We start from the raw sequence: 20,891 nt of genomic DNA, 5'->3' as shown, positions 1-20,891 counted from the left end.
GCCCCCGCCGTGCTCGGCCGGTGAACGTCACCTACTTCTTGCCGAAGGCATACCAGGCGGGGATGAGGGCCAGCACGGAGATCGCGCCCATGATGATCCAGGCAGGCTGGCCGAGGTTGCTCCAAAGGACGACGCCGACAGCGGGGCCGACAGCGGTTCCGATACCGAACATCGCGTGGGTGGCACCCTGATAGCGCCCCCTGCTCTCAGGGGGGGCGGCGAGGGCGGGGTAGGCGAACATCGACGGCCCCTGGATGATCTCGGCGAGTGTCCAGAGCAGGGTGCCGATGACGAACACCGCCAGTCCGCCAGGCAGCGCGTATACGGCCATACCGGCGCCCAGCAAGAAGAAGCCGACCGTCACCACCTGTCGCATCCGCCACGTCCGGACGATCTTGGTCATCAACAGCTCGAAACAGATCACAATCGCACCGTTGATCGCGAGCATGACTCCGTACCAGAAGGTGTCGAAGCCCGCCTCGCGGATGGCAAGCGGAAGGGTGCTCATGTACTGGATGTACACCGCCGAGTTGAGCATCACAGCGACCAAGAAGGCGACGAAGCGGCGGTCACGCAGGACCACCAGGTACCCACCTGTCTGACTGACAGGGGTGGCAACCGATACGACGGTTCTGCGCGGCAAGGCCACCAGGACGACCACGGCGTAACAGAGGGCGGCGGCCGCCTCACCGTAGAACAACAGATCGTAGGAGACCGCGGCCAGTGCCGCTCCGAGCAGCGGAGCGGCGGTGGTGCCCAGATTGAGCGCCAGCCGGTACATCGCGGTGATCATCACCTGCTGGTCGCCCGGGATCAGCGCGGCGATGTATGCGGAGGCTGCCGGTCGGTAGACCTGGCTGATCATCCCGACCAGGGCCACCGCCGCCAGTATCCCCGCGTACCAGCGGATGTGCAGCACGGCGACGAGAAGTACGGCAGTTCCCACCATTCCCAAAACGATGGTCATCCGGGCGCCGATGCGGTCGGCCAGCGTGCCGCCGGCCAGCACGCCCAGAACGGAGCCGGCACCGTAGACGCCCAGTGCTATCCCTCCTTGGACCCCTGTGAAACCACGGGTGGTCATGAAAAGGATGAGGAAGACCTGGACGAACGAACCCAGCTTGTTGACCAGAACACCGAAGAGAAGCGCCTTCACGGCGAACGGCGCCTCGGTGAAGGTCGCGATTACACCGGCTTTCTCGGCGTGGGTCTGAGGGGGGTGGGTGGTCACCGAACCTCCGTCCTTTCCCTGATCTGCAGTGCTTTGGCCGCCTGGTCGAGGGCGGCCACGCACTCTTGCTCGGTCGGGGCGACCGCGGTGGCGTACGCGATCCGGCCCATCAGCAGGCCGCGCGGTGGTGGGGAGACGATGGCGCCGGGCATGACGACGGCGACTGCTCGGTCGATTTCGGCCGGCAGCGCCGCAGCGTCGAACTTCACGCTGTCGATAACGGTGTCGTCATGCTCGGGATAGAAGAACCGGATCGCCGCCACCAGGTCGTGTCGCACCTCGAGCGCCGGCTCGGCGCCGCTGGCCAGCGCGGCGATGGCCAGGCCGGGGTCGATCCCTGAGGCGGCCATCCCGAGATAAGGGATCATGTCACCCCCGAGCCGGGCGTTCACCTCGATGATCTTCAGGATCGGGTGGAGTTTCAGCTCGGCGTGAGTCCAGCCGTGGGTGAAGCCGAGCGTGGTGTGGGTGTCCTGGAGCAAGGTGAGGAAAGCGGGGTCGCGCAGCAGCGGGTCATGGTTCGTGACCACATGGCCGGTCTCCTCGAAGTAGGGCGGGTAGCCGGTCTGTTTGCGGCCGATGAACAGCGGTGTCACGCGCCCGCCGACGACTACGGAGTCCACGCTCACTTCGGGTCCGGCGAGATACTCTTCAACCAGGACTGACTGGTCGAACTCGGGCATATGTGCCACGGTTGCCTGGTCCGCGAAGGCGAAGGATTCGGACATCTTCTCGGCGGAGCGCACCAGCGACACGCCATAACTGGCCGCTGCGGCCCGGGGCTTGACCACCACTGGATAGCCGATGTTCTCGGCCGCGGCCAAGGCCTCTTCGACGGTCCCGGCCAGAGCGAACTTCGGCTGTGCGAGCCCGGCCAGGGCGGAGCGGCCCTGGTATTTGTCGCGGCAGCGCCACACCGCCTCGGCAGGAGTATGTGGAAGGCCGAGGCGCTCGGCGACGCACGCTGCCTGGTGGACCCGGGATTCGTCCCAGCAGATCACGCCACTGACCGGCTCACGCGCATTCAGCTCGGCGGCCGCCACGGCGAGTGTGTCGGTGTCGGTCGCCGTGACGACGGTGCTGCCGACCAGGTAAGGATCTTCCCAGGTGGTCGGGGTCAACGTGAACAGATGAATCCGGTAGCGGGTACTGATGCTCGCCAGTAGGTACTCACGGTAATTCTGAAGGCCCGTCACGATCAGGATGAGCAGGGGCCGTTTTCCTTGGGCGTGAATGGTGACTCTCCAGGGGATGATCGGCTGCTAAGTGAATAATCATCCCGTGTCATCCGTATCACGCAGGTATCGCCAGTGGTCGTCGGTAGCGGCTGGTCCTGCGGTCCTGGTGAAGCGGAGCCGCTGCCGTCCTGTACTGATCTGGTGCGCCATCGGCGCGATACTGCTGCGTTACACCACGGAGGGATGTTGTTCACCCAGCAAAGATTCAGGACGGGTGGACAGTGATCCTCACGGGTGCCGAGATTCAGCGGGAGTGGGCGAACGGTCGTATCACCATCGACCCCTTCACTCCCGAGCAGGTGAATCCGAACAGCTACAACTTCCGGCTCGGTCGGACGCTATGCGTTTATCGGAACATGCCATTGGATGCTCGGCACGGCAACGAGTGCGACGAGATTGAGATTCCCGACGAAGGATATGTCCTTGAGCCTGGCCGGCTGTATCTTGCGCATACGATCGAGGTCCTGGGCAGCGAGCATTATGCGCCGACCTTCGCCGCACGCTCATCGGTGGCAAGGCTAGGGCTGTTCATCAACCTGTCGGCGAGTCTGGGCGACATCGGGTACAAGGGCCAATGGACGCTCCAGCTTTACTCCATGAACGCGGTCCGGGTCTATCCGGGTATCAACATCGGTCAGATGATGTGGTGGCGACCGCAGGGAGACATCGAACTCTACGACGGTAAGTACCAGGGCGCGACCGGACCCCGAAGCAGCGACATCCACAAGGACTTCCACAAGCAGTTCGCCCGGCAGCGCTTCCCCGGCCTGGGGGCGAGCGTCGACCCCGCTGGGACAGGACCGAAGTTCGCCGCTCTGGCGGCGAACAGTCGCCGTTTCCGAGTCCCTAACGCGTTCTGCATCTCAGCCGAGGAGTTCGACGGAGCGCTCGGTGACGACCAGCGCCGCGGGTTGGCCGCAGTCTTCAATGACCTTCGAGCCACGGTGGGAGCATTCCTCACGGACTCCCTGATGGACATCCACAAGATCGTGTCCGGGGTGCACCTGACCGAACAGGCCCGGCAATTGCTGGCAATCCGGATCGCCGACATGTTCGGCGACGACGAGAGCGTCGAGTTCGCCGTCCGCTCCTCCGGCCTCGACGAGGACACAGCCGGCTCGAGCCTGGCCGGGATCCATACCACGGTCCTGGGGGTAAAGGGCGTTGACGCGGTGGTCCAGGCGGTCGAGCAGTGCTGGCGCTCCTACTACGAGGCCTCGGCTGTGGCGGCCCGGATCCGCGCGGGCGACTTCTCCCATGCACCCAGGCTGGCCGTCATCGTCCAGAGGATGATCCGACCTGAGCTGGCCGGGGTCGCCTTCTCCGACCCCGAGGACGGGGTCGTGATCGAATATGTCGAAGGCTTGGCCGACTCTCTGGTCGCCGGGGTTGCCGTGCCGGTCCTTGCCAAATCGGCTGAGCTCACCGGTGATGTCCCTGCGCTGGCCGAGGTCGTGCGGTTGGTACAGGGGCTCCGCGCGGCCGAGGGCTATGACGTGGACGTCGAGTGGGCCGCCGACGTCGACGGGGTGCACCTCATCCAGGTCCGGCCACAGACCGCTGCGTCCCGGCAGAACACCTGCCATGACGAGCCGGTCGCCGATGCCTACAGACTCTACTTCGACGAGATACCCGCCTCCGTCGATCTCGGTGAGGTCTCCGCGATCTATGGCGGCTATGCGGCCAAGCGTGGGCCGGCGCACAGGCTGGCCGTCGAACGCGGTGTCGGTGTCGGCCACGGCTGGGTCGTCCACTTCAACGGGCGCGGCCTGTGCGCTGCGGAGACCGGTGGTCGACTGCGTGAGGTCATCGACGAGGGTTACGCCGACGAGTGCGTATTGGACTTCGGTGACACCCTCCGGCAGATCGTGGTGCACAAGGCGGAACTTCTCGGCCGACTCGCCGAGACCACCGGAGCAGGACCGGAGTCCACCCGGCTGCACACAGTGATCGTTCGGGACTACCTTCGGGGCGATCTGGGAATCATCTCCCGGCGCGTCGGCGACGACTTCATCGTCGAGTACACCCCCGAGGGTCTCATGGCACTCAATCGCGGCACCTCGGGCGCCGCGGCGGTGATGATACGTGACGGACGGATCGACCCGGCCGACAGCCCGATCAACGCCCATGTAGGCGAGCTCACCGAGTTCACCGGGGCCATGAGTGACCGGTACGGACCGATGACTCTTGAGTGGGTGCGACAGTCGGGGAAGCTGTTCTTCGTCGATTACTCGCTGTTGGGCGGGGACGCCCTGAACTCCGCCGACGCGCGTGTGATCTCGGCGGGAACCGCCGCTGGGCCGCTGCTCGATCTGGACGAAGACGAAGTGCTCAGCCGGCTGTCGATCGGGCCGGCAGTCAGTGTCGACAGGTCGCAGGACCTGTCCGGTCACGAAGGGCTCGCGGAGATCATCGCGCGAGTCCGGGCCTGCTCGGAGCCACCGATCGTCCGGGCCTCTCGCCCGTACGCCGTGCTCTCGGTCCTTATCGGTGACGTCGCAGGGTTCGTCTTCGATCAGGGCTCCACCCTTGGCCACCTGGCCATCCTGCTGCGGGAGGCCCGTCTGCCGGCGGTGGCGGCCCAGGGTCTGCCCAGCGAAGGACATGTAGTGATCAGCGGTGGGACCGTCACTGTGACCGGCGGAAAGTGACTGAACATGACAGAGAACAACTGCTGGCTGGTCCTGGGCGGATTGCACGTCCTTAACGGAACAGCTCCGCTGCGCGCGGACGAGCCGCTCATCCTGATTCCACTGGAGCTGCAGGCCCCGGGCAACACCCTCGTGCTGCGCTGGTCCGACCTCGGCCCGGTCGAGCTGATCGCCGGTGACCGCCGGGTCAGATCTGAGGGGGTCGCCCTGTTCCCCGGCATGCGGCCGAGCCAGGAGGTCCGGAGCCTGCTGGGAGACGGCCCGATCGTCCCACTGTTCTACCTGAGCGACACCGGCGACGGGCTGCACGTGTACTCCCAGATCCGATTCCTTGAGGAAGACGCGTGCTTCATCCGGATCACCCCGAGTCCGCTGGCCGAACCTGCCGATTCGCTGCGCTGGCTGCCCGAGGCGGCCCGGCTCCACGGCGAGCAGGCGCTGTTCCTCAACAACCACCAGCGGTACTACCGCAAGTGCTTCGCCGGCCAGGAGCTCGAGTACAAGTACACACTCACTCCCCCAGTGGACATATGGACCGCCAACCTGGACCTCTATCGGAGCCTGCTGGCGGGCGACCTGCCCGGCTACGTCATGGAGTACCGCGATGAGTTCCAAGCGTGGGACTACCTGAACCACCTGTACGAGGTCACCGCGCCCGAGGCAGAGCTGGGATACGTCTCCTTCATCCCCACTACCGACGGCAAGCACCTGGTCAAGCGCAAGTGGTACGCCGAGGACTCCTTCGAGCGCAGGGAGAGCCACACCTACGGTGTCGAGGTCGAGCATTTCGGCGACTACATCACCGACGTGCTAGGCGTTGAGGCGGTCCGGCTCCCCTCTTTCCGTCGGGTCCGTTACGACGTCAACTTCGAGTCCGTGACCACCGGACACGTATACGGGATCTTCTTCGACCACTGCAGCCTTTTGGACGCCCCCGACGTCGTCCTGCACCAGTGCGAACTGGAGTACCTGCGCAGCCGTACCGCAATCGCTGCGGACGAGGCCGCTGTCCTGGATGAGATAGCAGAGATCGCACAGTGGCTGGAAGGGTTCCTTCGCGCCCGCGGCCTGAACGACCAGCGTGGCTTCTACTCAAAGAGGACCTTCCTGAAGGACTCCGTGTCCGCCCGCCCCGAGCTGGCCCAGGGGGTGCGCTGAGGTGGGCACGATCCTGCTCGACCTGGAAGGAACGCTTTACGCCAAGGGTGAGCCCATCCCGGGCGCGACGGCAGCGGTCGCCGCGCTGCGCGAGCAAGGCCACGTGCTGCGGTTCCTGACCAACACCGACTCCAAACCTCTGGTCCGAGTCGCCGCAGACCTGGAGGGCTTCGGGCTGAGGATCCGGCAGGAGGAGCTGTTCACCCCGGTGGTCGCGGCTCAACGGCTGCTCGAGGCGGCTGGAGGGAACGCTTATCTGGTCGTTGCCGAGGCTCTGCGTACCGAGTTCAAAGCCGTGGCCTGCGCTCCCTGCACGCATGTGCTGGTGGGGGACTGCCGCGACACCCTGGACTACAGCCTTCTCGACGGAGCGTTCCGCGCGCTCCGCGCGGGAGCGCAGTTGGTGGCGCTGCAGCGCGGCCGCTATTTCAAGCGCGCAGACGGCGATCACCTTGACACCGGGGCGGTCGTCGCCGCGCTGGAGTACGCCGCGGGCTGTCAGGCCGTCGTCGTCGGCAAGCCGTCGGCCGAGTTCTTCACCCTGGCCGCTGATTCGGCCGGGACCCCGGTCACCGGTTGCGTCGTCGTCGGGGACGACGCCACCACCGACATCGCCGGAGGCCGCGCCGCCGGGGCTGTCACCGTCCAGGTACGGACCGGTAAGTTCGCCGATCAACAAGCCGAAGGGCTGACCGGCGGTGCTTCGCACACCATCGACTCGATCGTGGACCTGCCCGACCTGTTGACCGGGCCGCGATGACGGTCTACTGGGTGGTCTGGGATGCCGCAGCGGCCTGGATCGTCGACCGGCTGGAGGCCGAGGGGTCGCTGCCGGCGGTACGGAGGCTGCGGGCAACGGGGAGCTTCGCCGCTGCGAGGCCACCGCGCCCCAACTGTCAGACCCCACCCTCCCTCGCGACTCTCTTCACGGGGACAGGGACGGAGCGGCACGGCGTGACCGGCTTTCCCGTTCCGGACCGGGAGGGGCCGGTCACCGGGATGAGCTCGGGTTTCGGGCCGAAATTCCCGCTGGTGCCGCCGGTCTGGGCGGAGCTCGGTCTGCGGGCGGCCTTCGTGCACGTCCCATGGGTGTTCGACGCCGATGGTGCCGTGGCGCCTTGGGTCGACGCCGCTGTCGAGGCTTTCAGCAGGCGAATCGCCCGTCCTGGCCATCTGCGGGTCCCCACCGGAGCGAAGGTGCAATGGCAGGGGCACAAGCTTGAAGCTGTGCCGGGCGGGCTGCTGTTCGACGGCCGACTGGTGCGCTCGGCCGAGGGGTGGGTCGAGCGCCGGTTCTCTGACGGTCTCGGCACCTGGGTTCGTTGTCTGGAGCAGCCGGGCGGCGATCGGTTGTTCGCCCATACCGGCCTCTACCACGCCCGTTTTGCGGGAGCGGACCTGGCTCTGGTCGAGGCGATGCGCACCGCTCCGGTCTTCGCCGGGGAGAGTATCGGTCCCTCCTACCGGACCGGGACGTTCGGTCCCCGTCTGGTCGAAGGGGGCGATGGCGCGGCGGAGGAGGTCTTTCTCTCTGCGGTCCAGTGCGCGGCGCGGGCGTTCACCGGGGCGGCAGAGCGGACGCTGGCCGGCCATGAAGCCGATCTCGTCGTTCTTTATCTTCCGATCACCGACGATGTCGGGCACGAGTTCATCGGCTGGTGCGACGAGCGCAGCGGGATGTTCCGCCCAGAAAGCGCCGCTGTCCTGTGGGAGCTCGTGCGCCAGGTCTACGGCTGGGCCGATCAGTTCCTCGGGCGGGTGCTGGACCGAGCCGACCAGAACGACACCGTGATCCTGACCGCCGACCACGGCATCGTGGGATGCGCGAAACTGGTCCACCTCAACGAGCCCTTGATCGAGGCGGGACTGGCCGCGTGGGACGCGGCGGGTGCCCTGGACCCGGCCCGGTCCAGCGTGGTCTACCACCCTGCCAACAACGGCTCGCTCTGCGTCAACACCCTGGACCGCCCTTACGGGGTCGTCCCACCGCAAGAGGCCGGACCTGCCATGGCCAGGGCGATGGCTGTGCTCCAGGAGGTGATCGACCCCGACTCCGGCCGGCCGGTCGTCGCCCGGTTCCTGGACCGGCATGGCGTGCCGCTGTCGGACGGAGCCGTTCCTTCGGTCGTCTTCGTCGAGTTGCACCACGACTACCAGCCGACCGCCGCGCCGGCCGGGGCCGGTCCTGTGGTGCGGCCGGCGGCCAAGCCGGGTGCCCACGTGGTCAACACCGGCGATGACCGGCTACTGGCCACCTTCGCGGCTGCGGGCCCCGGCATCAAGGCCCGCTGTCACCTGGGCGAAGTCGATAACACGTTCGCGGCTCAGTTGGTGCGACGGCGATTTCTCAGCTCCCTCCAGAAAGTCGACTCATGAATCTCTCCACGACGCGGCTGGCCGAGCAGAGGCACACCAACGTCACAACCTTCCTGCGGAGCAGGCAGCTGGATCCGGCGGCGCTCGGCGCGCTCATGACTGAGCGGGTCGGCCCCGGGCAGCTCCTGATCACCAGCTCGCCGGTGCACGGTCTCGCCAACGCGACCAGCGACCTGGACTTCATTCGAATCCAGGACGAACCCCTGGAAGGTGCCCGGATCTCCACCAAGATCTTCGAGTGGGGTGAACATCTGGAGGTCGTCTCATTCTCCGCCGCGGAGCTGGCTGCCAACCTCAAGGAGCTCACAGACCTGGCCGTTCGTCCCCCAGAAGAGATCGTCAAGGCCTTCCGGAGCTGGGACAAGCATCGGGAACCTCGGCGCAAACAGACCGAGCGCATCATCAATGGCTTGACTCTCGATGGGCAGATGCCTTATATCGCCGCGCTGCCGGCACTGGCGGCCGTGTGGAGCCGGGCGGCACTGCAGAGCTCGATCGAGCAGGCGGTTCATCTCGCCCTGGCCGAAGCCGCCGGCGAGCTGCGCGGCCGGGTCGGCTACGCGATCAACACGCTCCTGTTCCTGATGGACGCGATCCTCTCCCACCACGGTGACGTCTACACCACCCGGAAGTGGTATCTGCTCAGGTGGGCCCGGCTCGTCGCAGAGCAGGGCTGGGCGGATGCCTCGTTCGCCGCGCTCGGTGCGGAGGTGGAGCGGCTGCGTGTGACAGTGGCCTCCGTCCTGACCCGGCCGGATGCCCGGATCGCCGCCGACTACCTCGCCTTGGTGAGGGAGGCGGCAGCCCTCACCGCGCAGACCCGTTCGGTCAGTGTCGCCTTCGACCCGGCCGATCGCGCGGACCGGTATGCCTTCCTGCCCGGCGCGGAGCTGCTGCTGACGTCGGACGGTGCAATGCCTGCTTCCGGCCGGGCTCCGGCTGGACCGTGCGCCCTCACCGAGTTGAGGGACGTTCCCGGACGCGAAGCCGGAGTGCTGCTGCGCGCCCTGCGGGGTGGCGCCTTGGCCCAGCGGATCGACTACACCGGAGGAACGAGCGCATGAACGCAGCGGACATACCGGTTTTCCCCCAGGTCAGGGCCGGGCACGCGCGGCCCGTCACGGCGGCGGTAGAGGCCTGGATCCAGGCCGCCTGGCTGATGCTGGCCGAGGGCCGCTCCTATATCGAGGACATCGAGGGCGGGACTGACCAGCCGCAGATGCAGAGTGCCGTCAAGCTGCGACTGCTGGAGCAACTCGTCGACGTGGACAACCGGCTCGCCGGACGAGTCCCGGTGGCCGACGCGCACTGCCTCGCGCTCGGACTGGAGTACGGGCTGCAGGAGGTCGCGCAGGCCACCGGGACCGACCTCATCGAGATCTTCGCCCTGGCGGAGGAGTTCGGCGGCCCCGGCTCCCATGACGAGATCTTCGTGTTCTGGGAGCGGCTGCTTGAAGCCTTCCCCGGCGAGCTGCCTGACCGTCTGATCGCGCAGGGACAGCGCGACATGCTGGTGACCCTGCGCTCTTGGGCTGCGCTCTCCCGTGCGGCCGGTCTTGACATCGGCTTCCTCACTCCGTTCATGAAGGAGTCGTGATGCCTCAGATTTCCGCTACGGCCTTTGTCCCCGCGTCGGCGGCCGAACTCCACCAGATCGTCCGGGAGGGTACCGGCCTGCCGGCGCTCGCGCCTCATGTGCTCGAGGTCGAGCCGCAATCGGACGGGACAGCCCGTTGGAGCGTCCTGCTCAACGGAAGCCGGGTGGGCTGGACTCAGCGGGAGGCCACTGTCTCAGGCCAACGGCTGGTCTTCGCACAGACCCAGGGCGACTTCGACTCCTTGGTCGTGACGTGGACGTTCGCTCCGGACTGCGCCGGCACCCGGGTCGGACTGAGCATCGCTTTTCATCTCGGGATCGACGGGCTGGCCCCGCTGCTGGACCCCATCTGGGCGCAGTCGCTACGCGCTCACGCAAACCTCCTGCTGTCCGCCCTCGCCTCGGCCAAGGAACCCCACGACCATGATTGACCTCGACTTCCTGAACACCGTGATCCGGCTTGAGATCTCACCCGACGCCGAACCCGCCTTCCAGCCGATCCGCCGCTTCTTCCGGCATCTGCTGGGGCCGGTCTCGGACCGGCCGGCCACGTTCACGATCAAGGTGGATGCGTACGATCCCGAAGCCGACGTTGACCGGCAGATCTGGGACACCGAGCAGTCTGTGATCCGCCGCAGCAACGCGGCGGAGTTCAACTTCGACGCCCATGTGGTGGAGGAGGGCGACCGCCGCCTCTACGTCAACCGCACCACGGTGGTGGACGTCCCGAAGGACGCCCGGTCGGACGGGCTGTTCCGGCTGCGGATCACCGCGGGCTCCGCCATCCAGGTCATCGACTTCCTGCGTGATCTGGTCATCCGGAACGAAGAGGACCTCGGCACCGTGGTTCTGCATGCCTCCGGGCTGGTCCGAGGCAGTGAAGCCGTGATCATCGCCGGGGCGAAGGGCGCGGGTAAAACGACGACCATGCTGTCGGCGCTGCGCCGTCCCGGTTGGTCGTACTTCAGCGGTGACAAGGTGTTCTGCCGCCGCGTCGGCGAGACGATCGAGGTCTACCCGTGGCGCGACTACCCGTACGTCGGTGTCGGCACCATCCGAGCCGACGCCCGGCTGGAACGGCTGGTCCGCGAACAGGTGGACCCCGGAATCGATGAGCGGGCCGCGACCGACAAACTGCTCATCGACCCGGACCTTTTCGAGGGCTGGCTGGGGGTCGAGTTCTCGGCACAGCCGCGGCGGCTCGCAGCGATCCTGTTGCCCGAGGTGCGCCCCGGCGAGCCGCTCACCACCTGGCAGCTGCGGTCGGAGGCCGAGCGCTGGGCCCACCTTAACAAGATCGTTGACCGCCAGGTGGACACCACGTTCTTCACCTGGCAGTCCCACCTGGTACCGGACTACTGCGCGTTCTACCGATCGCTCGCCGATCTTCGTGAGGTTCTTCCGTCGGTGGCGATGGTCCGACTGCGTGGCACCCTCGATGTGGACCCTGACCGGGTACTGCGCGGCGGAGGCCTTCGGATCGCCGTGATCGGCCTGGCGGGCAGCGGGAAGTCGACGACCGCGTCCCTGCTGGAGGAAGCAGCGACCGACGCAGGCCTGAGCCACGCCAGGGTCAAACTGGCGAAGCCCTTGTACGACCTGCAGGACTCGGTGTACGTGACTGCGGGCCGGACAGTGGGCGCCGGAGCGCAAGACCAGATCCTGATGGAGGACCTGGCCGACAACCTACGCCGGATCAACCCGCGCGCTTTCATCGATGACTTCACGGTCAGGCTGAGTGCCGTCGACGCGGACGTGATCGTCAATGACGACTTGCGCGACCCGCAGGTGGACGCCGTCGCCCTACGTGCCCTGGGCTTCCGGGTGTTGCGGGTTCGCTGCGATGAGGACCTGCGGCAGGAGCGATTGGCCAAACGGGGGGACCCGACACGCGCCGATCGCTCGACCAGCCGGCTGGACGAGATCGAGGCGGACCTGGAGCTGGACAACAGCGGTGATCTGGACGGGCATCGTGCCGCCGTGCACGACCTCCTGAAGGGCTGGCTGTGATCCTCACCGGCGCGCAGATCCTGGCCGAGGTCGAGGTCGGCCGTATCCACATCGATGACTTCGACGCCGAAAGGCTTGAGCCCAACAGCTACGGCTTCCGGCTGGCGGAGGACATCCTGACCTACGAGAAGAAGGTCATCGACTGCTACGAACTGCCGGAGGCGGTGCACACCACCATGGGCTCGGACGGGACGGTTCTCGAACCCGGCCGGCTCTACCTCGGTAGCACGATGGAGGCGATGGGCAGCCCTCACCACGCGGCCACGCTCTACGCCTGCCGGTCGGCCTCGACTCTTGGCATCTGGATCCAGTACTCGGCGCCGCTGGGACACAGCGGCGCGGTCTTCCCCTGGACGCTTGAGATCAAGGTCGCCCACCCCGTCCGGGTCTACCCCGGAATGATCATCGGAAAGCTTGCCTTCTGGACGATGCAGGGTTCCGCGATCAACTACGACGGCAGGTACACCGGATCTTCCTCGGCTGTGGCCTCTCGGTTCAGCCTCGATTTCCGGAGACCGTAGTGAGCATCACCGACGGTGACCTGTTCGGCATCCTGGCGGCGTTGGCGATCCTGCTGGGCTCAGCCAACCTGTTCGGGCGGGTGTTCAAACGGTTCCGTCAACCCCCGGTGATCGGGGAGATCCTCGGCGGCCTCCTGCTTGGGCCGACGCTCTTCGGCCTGTTCGCCCCTGAAGCACAGGCATGGCTGTTTCCCCGGACCGGAGTGGTCGCCGGCGGGCTCGGCCTGGTCAGTCAGATCGGAATGCTGCTGCTGATGTTCCTCGCCGGTGCGGAGATGAGGACGGTGTTCTCTCGCCGCGACGGCCGAACGGTCGGCATGATCGCAGTAGCCGGGATAGTGGTACCTCTGGCCGGGGGCGTGCTGTTCACGTGGTTCCTGGACGGCTCCGGACTCATCGGCCCGGCAAACAACAGCATCGCGTTGGGGCTGGTGCTGATCAGCTCGCTCGCGGTCACCAGCATTCCCGTGATCGCCCGGATCATGCTCGATCTGGGCATCATGCAAACGGCATTCGCACGAGTTGTTCTGTCGGTCGCGGTGCTGGAGGACATCGTGCTGAATGTCCTGCTCGCCGTCGCGCTCGGCATGGTGAGTCATGCGAAGCAGGACGCATTCGGCCTGTCCACGGTCTTGCAGCTTTCCTCCACCACCGAGTCGATCGTTTACCACACGCTTGCCTCGATGGGATTCCTGCTGCTGGTGTACGGGGTCAGCAAGGTACGTCGGCCGGCTCGCCGGCTCGTGTCCGACCGCGCCGCCGACCAGGTGGCGATCCGGGTCGTGCTCACGCTGGGCGTGGCCGCTTCATGTGTACTGCTCGGGCTGGCGCCGATCTTCGGTGCATTCGCGGTCGGACTGCTGACGGACCTGCCTCGCACAGGATCGGAATCCATGACGGCGATCCGCTCCTTCGCCTCCGGGTTCTTCATTCCCATCTACTTCGCGATAGTCGGCCTCAAGCTCGATCTGGTGCACGGGTTCGCCCTGTGGTTCACCATCGGGTTCATCCTGCTCGCCTGCACACTGAAGATCGCTGGGGTCTTTGCCGGGGCGCGGCTGGCCGGGAGCCCCACACAGAACGCGATCAACCTGGCGGTCGCGATGAACGCGCGCGGCGGCCCGGGGATCGTCATGGCGACACTCGCCTTTGACGCGGGGATCGTCAGCCAGCAGTTGTTCACCACCTTGATACTCACCGCGATCGCCACCTCACTTCTCGCCGGCTCCTGGCTTGAGCGTGCGCTGGCTCGGGGGCAGCTCATGCCCAAGGCCGCAGAGTCTCCGGCCCTGCCCTGATGTCATCCGCATCGTGACCTGCGAGGTAGAGAGCTTGAAGTACATCTTCGTTACGGGCGGGGTCGTCTCCTCCCTGGGCAAAGGGCTCACCGGCGCGAGCCTTGGGACGCTGTTGGCCGCCAGAAGGGTGCGGGTCACCATGCAGAAGCTCGACCCCTACCTCAACGTCGACCCAGGCACCATGAGCCCTCTACAGCACGGCGAGGTCTTCGTCACCGAGGACGGTGCCGAGGTCGACCTGGACATCGGCCACTATGAACGGTTCCTCGATGTCGACCTCAGCGCAGTCGCCTCCATCACAACGGGAAAGATCTATTCGGAGGTACTCGCACGAGAGAGACGTGGTGGCTATCTGGGGGAGACCGTCCAGGTCATCCCGCATATCACCGAGGAGATCAAGGCGAACATCCGGCGGGCGGCGCACGACGTCGATGTCGTCATCACCGAGGTCGGCGGAACCGTCGGTGACATCGAGTCGCTCCCTTTTCTGGAGGCGATCCGGCAGTTGCGGCACGAGGAAGGTCCGGGGAACGTCTTCCACCTCCACGTCTCGCTTGTCCCCTACCTGGGCGCGTCCCAGGAACTGAAGACCAAGCCGACCCAGCACTCGGTGGCGGCCCTGCGCAGCCTGGGCATCCGGCCGGACGCGTTGGTACTGAGGGCCGATCGCGCCATCCCCGACAAGCTCAAGCAGAAGATCGCCGCAGCCTGCGACGTGGAAACAGATGCGGTGGTCGCCGCCATCGACGCCGCCTCCATCTACGACATCCCCCGTGCGCTGCACGCCGAGGGACTGGACAGTGTCGTCATCGGCAAGCTGGGCCTGGTCGCGGGCGAGATCGACTGGACCCGATGGGATGATCTGGTCGGGCGGGTTCACCACCCGCTCCACGAGGTCACCGTCGCCGTGGTCGGCAAGTACGTCGAGCTGCCGGACGCCTATCTTTCGGTCGCCGAGGCGCTGCGGGCCGGTGGCTTCGCGCACCACGCCCGGGTGCACCTCCACTGGGTGGACGCGAAGGCCTGCCTGCCCAGCCCCAAGACCATGCTGCACGATGCGGATGCGATCGTCATACCCGGCGGATTCGGTGACCGGGGCGTCGCCGGGAAGATCGCGGCCGTGACATATGCCCGCGAGCAGCAGGTTCCGATGCTGGGTCTCTGCCTCGGCCTGCAATGCGTCGTGATCGAGGCGGCCAGATCGCTGGCAGGAATGCCTGACGCGGACTCCACCGAGTTCCGTCCTGACACCCCGCACCCAGTGATCTCTACGATGGCCGACCAGGTCGCCGCGGTCTCCGGCGAAGCCGACTTGGGCGGTTCCATGCGGCTTGGGAGTTACCTGGCGGTGCTGGCAGAGGATTCGCTGGTCCACGAACTGTATGGGACCAACGTCGTCCGCGAACGCCATCGGCACAGGTACGAGGTGACCAATCAATATCGCGAGGAACTGGCCCGGCGTGCGGGCCTGGTGTTTTCCGGCACCTCCCCCGACGGGGACCTGGTCGAGTTCGTCGAGTATTCCCGCGCGATCCACCCATTCCTCGTCGCCACCCAGGCACACCCGGAGTTTCGTTCCCGCCCCACCCGGCCACATCCGCTGTTCTCCGGACTCATCGGAGCGGCGCTGAACAGGAGGGACCTGTGACCCCACAGCCTGTCGTCGCGATTGTCGACGCGTACTCGACCGCCCGTTTCCTGGCTCCCCTCTTCCACGAGCGGGATTTCCGGACCCTGCATGTTCAAAGCACACCAGAACCGCCCGCGGTCTTCGCCTCCCGCTACCGGCCAGATGACTTCTACGAGCACATCGTGCACCGCGGAGACCTGGAGGAGACACTCCAGCAGATCGCCGCACATGGCCCGTACGTTGTCATCGCCGGGGCGGAGAGCGGCGTCGAACTCGCGGACCAGCTCAGTGACCGGCTGGGTCTTCGCACCAACGGAGCCGCTCTCAGCCCCGCCCGCCGCGACAAGTACCAGATGGTCGAGACGGTGAAGGCGGCGGGCGTCGCGGCCGCCGAGCAGGTGCGGGCGACCGACGAGCAGACGTTGCTCGACTGGTACGAGAAGGTCGGCGGCAGAGTAGTGATCAAGCCGCTGCGCAGCGCGCTCAACGATGGGGTCTCCTTCTGCGACTCCGCCGACGAGGTGATCGCGGCCTTCCGGTCACTCGCCGGTTCGTACAGCGCCTTCACCCAGGTGAACGACGGGGTCGTGGCCCAGGAGTACCTGCGCGGCACCGAGTACTACGTCAACTCGGTCAGCATGGACGGGATCCACTACATCTGCGATATCTGGGAGACCCAGCACCTCGACATCAACGGAGTCAAGGATCTGCTCGGCGGGTCTGTGCTGATGCCCCGAAGGGGGCCGGAGCAGGACTCGCTGGCCGCATACGCCGCCGAGGTCCTGGACGCTCTGGGGGTGCGCAACGGCGGCGCACACACAGAGTTGAAGCTCACCCCGGACGGGCCGCGGCTGATCGAGACCGGCATCCGGATCTGCGGCTCCGACCTGCCCGTGCTCACGGGCAAGGCGATCGGTGAGTCGCAACTGGAGTGGACCGTTGACGCATACGTCGACCAGGACCGTTTCAGAGAGAGGGCGATGCGCGATTACGAGATCTCGCGCCACGCGACCTGCGTCAACATAATCTCACCGAAGTCGGGGGTGCTGGCCGCATACCCGCGGATGGCCGAGCTGGAAGCCCTGGAGAGCTTCGACGAGGCCCTGATCCGGACTCGGGTAGGGGACAGGCTGCATCGCTCGATCAACGACATGACCTACCCCATGCTGGTCCATCTCGTCCACGAGCTGCCGGGGGTCGTCCAGCGGGACTATCACACGGTCCGTTACCTCGACGGGGAAGGCTTCTATGAAGTCGTCAACTGAGCGGGTCACTCGTATTGCCCACATCAGCGACCTGCACATAGACGCGGACGGGCGCCATGGTGCCCGGGCGTCCCGGGTAGTGGAGTATCTGCGGCGGCGGGCGGGGCACCTGGCGGGGGTGGTCATCACCGGTGACCTGACCCAGGACGGGCTCGACCGCGAATACGAGGCGCTCGCGGAGGTACTGGATCCGCTGTCGGGGGTGCTGCCGATCTTCGTCTGCCCTGGCAACCACGATGACCGAGACCTGATCCGCCGGATGCTGCTGAACCAGCCAGGGGACGGTCCGGTCAACCAGGTGGTCAGGGTCGGCGAGCTCACCGTGCTTCTCTGCGACGCTGTCGTGCCGGGCAGCTCGAAAGGCGAGCTCGGAGCGGCAACGCTCGAATGGCTCGCAGAGGCGTTGCGCGGATCCAGAGGGCCGGCCGTGGTCGCCTTCCACCAGCCTCCGCTCGCGCTCGGCGTCCCCAACCTGGACGGCTCCCGACTCGCCGATGCTCAGGCACTCGCCGACGTGCTGGCCGACCACCCCCAAGTAGTCGGGATCTTGTGCGGCCATGTCCATACGGCCGTGCGTACCGAGTTCGCCGGGATCCCGTTGATCATGGCGCCCAGTACGGCCTACGCCTGGAAACTCCCGCTGGACCGAGCGGATCCTGATCATGGGGTCACCGAACCGTTGGTGGTCTTGCACGAATTCTGGGACGACCGCCTGTTCACCTATTTCCAACCATGCCCTGACTACAAGATGGAGCAATTCTGATGGGCGTCATCAAGCGCGACGAGTACGACGAAGCGCTCTTCGAAGATCTGGCGGCGATCAACGACGGCGGCGCAGATGTCACCGAGAGCGCAGTGATCCGGCGGCTCGCCGGAAACTGGCACCGCCGCGCGAGTGTCAAGCGTGACGAACTCCGTTTGGAGGACCTGTACGAGTTGGAGCGCCCCGACTATCCGGAGAGCATCCTTCCGTTCCGCAACCATCCGACCTGGCTTGCTCTCGACCCAGCCCAGCGCAGCGACGTGCTCACCTGGGCGATCATCGCCTTCAACCGGAAGACGATCGTGACCGAAGAGGCGATCGCCAACCCGGCCTTCGGGTTGGTCATCAGCGGGGAGTTCCCTGCCCTGTCCGGTGACGAGTTGGAGACGTGCCTTACCCAGGCGATGGTCGACGAGCAGTACCACACGCTCATGCACATGAACGCGAGTGCCGTTACGCGAAAGCTGCGTGGAAAACCGTACCCGGACAACGCGCTGCCGCTGCCGCTGCACTCGCGGCGCCACCAGGAGTTGTGGGAAGGGTCTGGCGAACGCTGGCAGCGCAGCCTGACGACCCTCGCCTTCGCGACCATCGCCGAGATCGGCATCGGCCCGTACCTCGACACGATCGCCGACGCCCCCGAGATCCAGCCCGTGCACAGCGCCACCGCACGGCTGCACGCCCGTGATGAGTACTGCCACTCGGCTATCGCGGCCGAGTTGGCCAAGAAGGTCTATCCGAGCCTCGACCCGGCGCAGCAGCGATTCTTCACCCGCTCGACCTTCGAGGCCCTGACCGCTTACACGACCGCTGACTACAGCACGTGGCAGCGCATCATGGACCTGGTGGGCGTGGCGGAGGGGCGCAGCATGCTGGAAGACTGCAAGAGCCCCGGCGGCAGCCGCCTGTTCAGCGACTTCAGTGGAATTCACTCGCTGTTCTCGGACATGGACGTCCTCGAGGAGATCGACTTCGATTGGTCGGTCGTCCAGATCCATCGGTAAACCCGCGGGGCTCTCGCGAGCCAGGTATCTCCGCGATTCAGGAGGCCGGCCGGCGTGTGCGTCGACCAGGTGTCCCGATCAGGTCAGGAGGCAGATCGCCGGCCGGCGTGCAGGTCACGCGCAGGCCGGATTAGCACCCGGCCTACAGGCCGGCTCGTCCGCCCTGTCCTCCTCTGACCTATCACGCCGGCGACGGTCGATGCGTCGATAAAGCCGACCGCGCGAGCGCTGGAGGAGACCCTGGCGGCGTTGGACACTGCCGTGTCCTCCGGCCGCACGATGCGCGGTCTCCGCCGTGGGCGAGCGGCGGAAGCGGCTGTCGGACGGATAAGAGGTGGGCGCGCTGGGCGGCGGGGTCAGCAGGCGGTGTCGGTGGCCGGCAGTTCACCGGTGGTGAGGTAGTGGGTGACCGTGGCGTTGAGGCAGGCGTTCCCGTAGTGCGGGAACGGGGCGTGGGTCTGGGCGTCGATCGTGACCAGGCGTGACCCGCGGATGCGCGCGGCCACGGCTCTGCTCACAGACGGCGGCACCGCCACGTCCCGCAGGGCCGCGACGACCAGGGCGGCCGGCGCGCGGTTGCCGTCGAGCCGCACCGGTTCGTCCTTGGCGGGCGGCCAGAACGCGCATGGGTTGATGTTGGCGTTGACCGGGCCGAACAGCGGGTGGCGGTCCCGCTGGGAGGCGATGTCGCGCAGGTAGACGCGCGGGTCGCGCGGCCAGGGGGCGTCGGCGCAGCGGTAGGCGATGTTGGTGGCGGTGTAGTGGTCGGCGGGTACGCCGGGCACGCCCTCGGGCCGCGGAGGGCGGATGGGGAATGGCAGGGACGGCTCCCGTCCGGCCGCGACGGCGGCGAAGGCCGCGGCGACGACGCCGAAGGCGCGCTCGTCGTAGATCCCGGCCACCAGCAGGGCACCCAGCTCGCCGATGGTCCAGGCGTGACCGCCGATGACGATGGGCGCTCGGGTGGCCCGGTCGAGGATCCCGGTGAGCGTGGCGTGCACCTGTGCGGTGGTCTCTCCCAGACCGTATTCGGAGTGCCGTCCGGCGACCCAGGCGGCGAGGGCCACCGTTCCCTTCTCAAACGCAGGGGTGCGGCCCATCTCGTAGGGCCGCCAGATCGTGTCGGCGTTCACCGGGCTGTCCAGTACGAATCGGTCCACGCGGTGCGGGAACAGCGTGCCGTAGACGGTGCCGAGCAGTCCCGCGTACGAGCCGCCCAGGTAGGAGATCTTCTCCTCGCCGAGGGCCGCGCGGATGAGGTCCATGTCGCGGGCGGCGTTCGCGGTGGTGGCGTGCGGCAGGGCCCAGCCGGAGGCCCGTGCGCAGTCTTCGGCGTACCGCCGGGCCTCGGCGGCTTCGGCGGGGAAGCGTCCGGGGGGCGCGGGGCGTACCCAGAACCCGCTGGGCTCCTCCTCGGGCTGCCCGCAGCCGATGGGCGTGCTGCGCTCGATGAATCTCATGTCAAACCCGACCAGGTCATACCGGGCGCGGACTTCGGGGGACAGCGCCGGGGCGAGGCTCACGGGCAGCGGGACGCCCGGCCCGCCGGGTCCGCCGCCGGTGGTGAGCAAAACGCCCCGGCGCCGCGCCGGGTCGGTGGCGGGCAGCCGGGAGATGACGACGGAGATGGTGCGGCCGCGCGGGCGACGGTGGTCGAGGGGGACGGTGACCCGTGCGCATCGCAGGTCCGGCGTGCTCACCCCGGCGCACGCCTCCCACCGCAGTCCCTTGCCCCCGGTGGCGGTACCGGGTGCGGCGACCGCGGGGGCGGCCAGGGTCGCGGCGGCGACCGGCACGAGCGCGGCGGCCGTCACGGCACGGACGAGGCGTCCGGACCGGCCCCGCCCGCGCGCCGGGTCGGCCGGGACCGCGCTCGTGCCGTCCCCTCCCACGTCGCGCGGCACGGCCGGAGCACGGTCCGCGCTCCCCCGCCGGCGGCGGTGTTCCACCGAAGCCGCGGCCGCGGCGCCCCGTTGCCGGGAGGCGGAGGCATGGGCCGCGTGGTCCGAGAGCCGTGTCACCCAGGGCAGGCGAGTGCCGTCTGGGGAGTCGCCCGTGGTGTCCGTCATGTCGTCACTCTCCGTCTTTCGTGCGTGCACGTCCACCGGTCGAGGCTTCCGTACAGGCATGGGTCTCCCTGCCGTGAAGG

The 20,891-nt window shown here is 67.1% G+C and carries 17 protein-coding genes; 14 read left to right on the top strand and 3 right to left on the bottom strand.

Annotation, left to right across the window (positions count from 1 at the left end; genetic code table 11):
* Nucleotides 1-31: 31 nt before the first annotated feature.
* Nucleotides 32-1,231 carry an MFS transporter gene (locus ABZ664_RS15695; RefSeq protein ID WP_362509097.1) on the bottom strand — a complete coding sequence of 400 codons (1,200 nt, stop codon included), beginning with the start codon at nt 1,229-1,231 and terminating at the stop codon, nt 32-34.
* On the bottom strand, nt 1,228-2,427 hold the full coding sequence (locus ABZ664_RS15690) for an ATP-grasp domain-containing protein (RefSeq protein WP_362509094.1): 1,200 nt from the start codon (nt 2,425-2,427) through the stop codon (nt 1,228-1,230). Before ABZ664_RS15690 ends, ABZ664_RS15695 begins: the two co-directional genes overlap by 4 nt.
* Before the next feature lie 263 nt (nt 2,428-2,690).
* Between ABZ664_RS15690 and ABZ664_RS15685 the strand changes: the two genes are divergently transcribed.
* The 14 genes from ABZ664_RS15685 to ABZ664_RS15620 are packed head-to-tail and all read left to right on the top strand — an operon-like array spanning nt 2,691 to nt 18,742.
* Nucleotides 2,691-5,120, top strand: a complete 2,430-nt coding sequence (locus ABZ664_RS15685; protein ID WP_362509091.1) for a PEP/pyruvate-binding domain-containing protein — start codon at nt 2,691-2,693, stop codon at nt 5,118-5,120.
* Between the two features lie 6 nt (nt 5,121-5,126).
* Nucleotides 5,127-6,278, top strand: a complete 1,152-nt coding sequence (locus tag ABZ664_RS15680; protein ID WP_362509088.1) for a hypothetical protein — start codon at nt 5,127-5,129, stop codon at nt 6,276-6,278.
* Nucleotide 6,279: 1 nt separating this feature from the next.
* Complete coding sequence (locus tag ABZ664_RS15675; protein WP_362509085.1) at nt 6,280-7,038, top strand: HAD hydrolase-like protein; 759 nt, start codon at nt 6,280-6,282, stop codon at nt 7,036-7,038.
* A complete protein-coding gene (locus ABZ664_RS15670) occupies nt 7,035-8,654 on the top strand; it encodes an alkaline phosphatase family protein (RefSeq protein WP_362509082.1) in 1,620 nt (539 codons plus the stop codon). Before ABZ664_RS15675 ends, ABZ664_RS15670 begins: the two co-directional genes overlap by 4 nt.
* A complete protein-coding gene (locus ABZ664_RS15665) occupies nt 8,651-9,718 on the top strand; it encodes a DUF6001 family protein (RefSeq protein ID WP_362509080.1) in 1,068 nt (355 codons plus the stop codon). The genes ABZ664_RS15670 and ABZ664_RS15665 overlap by 4 nt, the downstream gene beginning before the upstream one ends.
* Complete coding sequence (locus ABZ664_RS15660) at nt 9,715-10,251, top strand: DUF6031 family protein (protein WP_362509077.1); 537 nt, start codon at nt 9,715-9,717, stop codon at nt 10,249-10,251. Before ABZ664_RS15665 ends, ABZ664_RS15660 begins: the two co-directional genes overlap by 4 nt.
* Nucleotides 10,251-10,682, top strand: a complete 432-nt coding sequence (locus ABZ664_RS15655; RefSeq protein ID WP_362509074.1) for an SRPBCC family protein — start codon at nt 10,251-10,253, stop codon at nt 10,680-10,682. The genes ABZ664_RS15660 and ABZ664_RS15655 overlap by 1 nt, the downstream gene beginning before the upstream one ends.
* Complete coding sequence (locus tag ABZ664_RS15650) at nt 10,675-12,261, top strand: AAA family ATPase (protein ID WP_362509072.1); 1,587 nt, start codon at nt 10,675-10,677, stop codon at nt 12,259-12,261. The genes ABZ664_RS15655 and ABZ664_RS15650 overlap by 8 nt, the downstream gene beginning before the upstream one ends.
* On the top strand, nt 12,258-12,782 hold the full coding sequence (locus tag ABZ664_RS15645; RefSeq protein WP_362509069.1) for a hypothetical protein: 525 nt from the start codon (nt 12,258-12,260) through the stop codon (nt 12,780-12,782). The genes ABZ664_RS15650 and ABZ664_RS15645 overlap by 4 nt, the downstream gene beginning before the upstream one ends.
* Nucleotides 12,782-14,080 carry a cation:proton antiporter gene (locus ABZ664_RS15640; protein WP_362509066.1) on the top strand — a complete coding sequence of 433 codons (1,299 nt, stop codon included), beginning with the start codon at nt 12,782-12,784 and terminating at the stop codon, nt 14,078-14,080. Before ABZ664_RS15645 ends, ABZ664_RS15640 begins: the two co-directional genes overlap by 1 nt.
* A gap of 34 nt (nt 14,081-14,114) precedes the next feature.
* Nucleotides 14,115-15,728, top strand: coding sequence for a CTP synthase (locus ABZ664_RS15635; protein WP_362509063.1), 1,614 nt, complete (start codon nt 14,115-14,117; stop codon nt 15,726-15,728).
* Nucleotides 15,725-16,975 carry an ATP-grasp domain-containing protein gene (locus ABZ664_RS15630; RefSeq protein WP_362509060.1) on the top strand — a complete coding sequence of 417 codons (1,251 nt, stop codon included), beginning with the start codon at nt 15,725-15,727 and terminating at the stop codon, nt 16,973-16,975. The genes ABZ664_RS15635 and ABZ664_RS15630 overlap by 4 nt, the downstream gene beginning before the upstream one ends.
* Nucleotides 16,959-17,738: a phosphodiesterase gene (locus tag ABZ664_RS15625; protein ID WP_362509057.1), complete on the top strand. Its 780-nt coding sequence runs from the start codon at nt 16,959-16,961 to the stop codon at nt 17,736-17,738. The genes ABZ664_RS15630 and ABZ664_RS15625 overlap by 17 nt, the downstream gene beginning before the upstream one ends.
* Complete coding sequence (locus ABZ664_RS15620) at nt 17,738-18,742, top strand: diiron oxygenase (RefSeq protein ID WP_362509054.1); 1,005 nt, start codon at nt 17,738-17,740, stop codon at nt 18,740-18,742. The genes ABZ664_RS15625 and ABZ664_RS15620 overlap by 1 nt, the downstream gene beginning before the upstream one ends.
* Before the next feature lie 356 nt (nt 18,743-19,098).
* Here ABZ664_RS15620 and ABZ664_RS15615 read toward each other — a convergent pair whose 3' ends face one another.
* The gene (locus tag ABZ664_RS15615; RefSeq protein WP_362509051.1) at nt 19,099-20,811 is read right to left on the bottom strand and encodes an alpha/beta fold hydrolase; all 1,713 of its coding nucleotides are present in this window, start codon (nt 20,809-20,811) and stop codon (nt 19,099-19,101) included.
* Nucleotides 20,812-20,891: the final 80 nt, after the last annotated feature.

The organism is Streptosporangium sp. NPDC006930, from assembly GCF_040635605.1.
GTDB lineage: Bacteria > Actinomycetota > Actinomycetes > Streptosporangiales > Streptosporangiaceae > Streptosporangium.
Note: the sequence above shows the minus strand (reverse complement) of the source record. Positions and strands in the feature narration are given on the sequence as shown.

Bases quoted from the DNA above. Each gene is read 5' to 3' on its own strand.
- ABZ664_RS15680 (WP_362509088.1), top strand. From the start codon at position 5,127: ATGACAGAGAACAACTGCTGGCTGGTCCTGGGCGGATTGCACGTCCTT.
- ABZ664_RS15670 (WP_362509082.1), top strand. From the start codon at position 7,035: ATGACGGTCTACTGGGTGGTCTGGGATGCCGCAGCGGCCTGGATCGTC.
- ABZ664_RS15665 (WP_362509080.1), top strand. From the start codon at position 8,651: ATGAATCTCTCCACGACGCGGCTGGCCGAGCAGAGGCACACCAACGTC.
- ABZ664_RS15660 (WP_362509077.1), top strand. From the start codon at position 9,715: ATGAACGCAGCGGACATACCGGTTTTCCCCCAGGTCAGGGCCGGGCAC.
- ABZ664_RS15655 (WP_362509074.1), top strand. From the start codon at position 10,251: ATGCCTCAGATTTCCGCTACGGCCTTTGTCCCCGCGTCGGCGGCCGAA.
- ABZ664_RS15650 (WP_362509072.1), top strand. From the start codon at position 10,675: ATGATTGACCTCGACTTCCTGAACACCGTGATCCGGCTTGAGATCTCA.
- ABZ664_RS15625 (WP_362509057.1), top strand. From the start codon at position 16,959: ATGAAGTCGTCAACTGAGCGGGTCACTCGTATTGCCCACATCAGCGAC.
- ABZ664_RS15620 (WP_362509054.1), top strand. From the start codon at position 17,738: ATGGGCGTCATCAAGCGCGACGAGTACGACGAAGCGCTCTTCGAAGAT.
- ABZ664_RS15615 (WP_362509051.1), bottom strand. From the start codon at position 20,811: ATGACGGACACCACGGGCGACTCCCCAGACGGCACTCGCCTGCCCTGG.